The organism is Arthrobacter sp. SIMBA_036, assembly GCF_046535135.1.
Lineage (GTDB): Bacteria > Actinomycetota > Actinomycetes > Actinomycetales > Micrococcaceae > Arthrobacter.
In genome coordinates this window covers 1-237 of sequence record NZ_JAWRXG010000451.1, presented here as the reverse complement: position 1 = coordinate 237, position 237 = coordinate 1, and the positions used below count along the sequence as shown (strand labels likewise).

Sequence of the window (237 nt, the reverse complement as noted above, 5' to 3'; positions counted from 1 at the left end):
CAAGAGAGAGTTGGCAAAATTATAGAATATTCTCAGCAGCGTGCTCATCGTCATGAGATAGATCGGAAAATATACGAAAAATATGGTGATATAGGGGATAAGGTTTTGACAGAAGAAGAGCGTCAAGGAGTTTTTGAAATCATCAAGGCGTCATATATGAAAAGGTTTTTGCGTGGATAGTCATATGTAATGGCCATAACAAAGCCATCAATTTGACCGTCTTACGCTACGCTTCAG

The 237-nt window shown here is 38.8% G+C and carries 1 protein-coding gene; it reads left to right on the top strand.

Annotated features, from left to right (window positions below; genetic code table 11):
- Positions 1-180: hypothetical protein (locus tag SB659_RS20485; protein ID WP_410551766.1), on the top strand; the 180-nt coding region annotated here is incomplete at its 5' end.
- Positions 181-237: the final 57 nt, after the last annotated feature.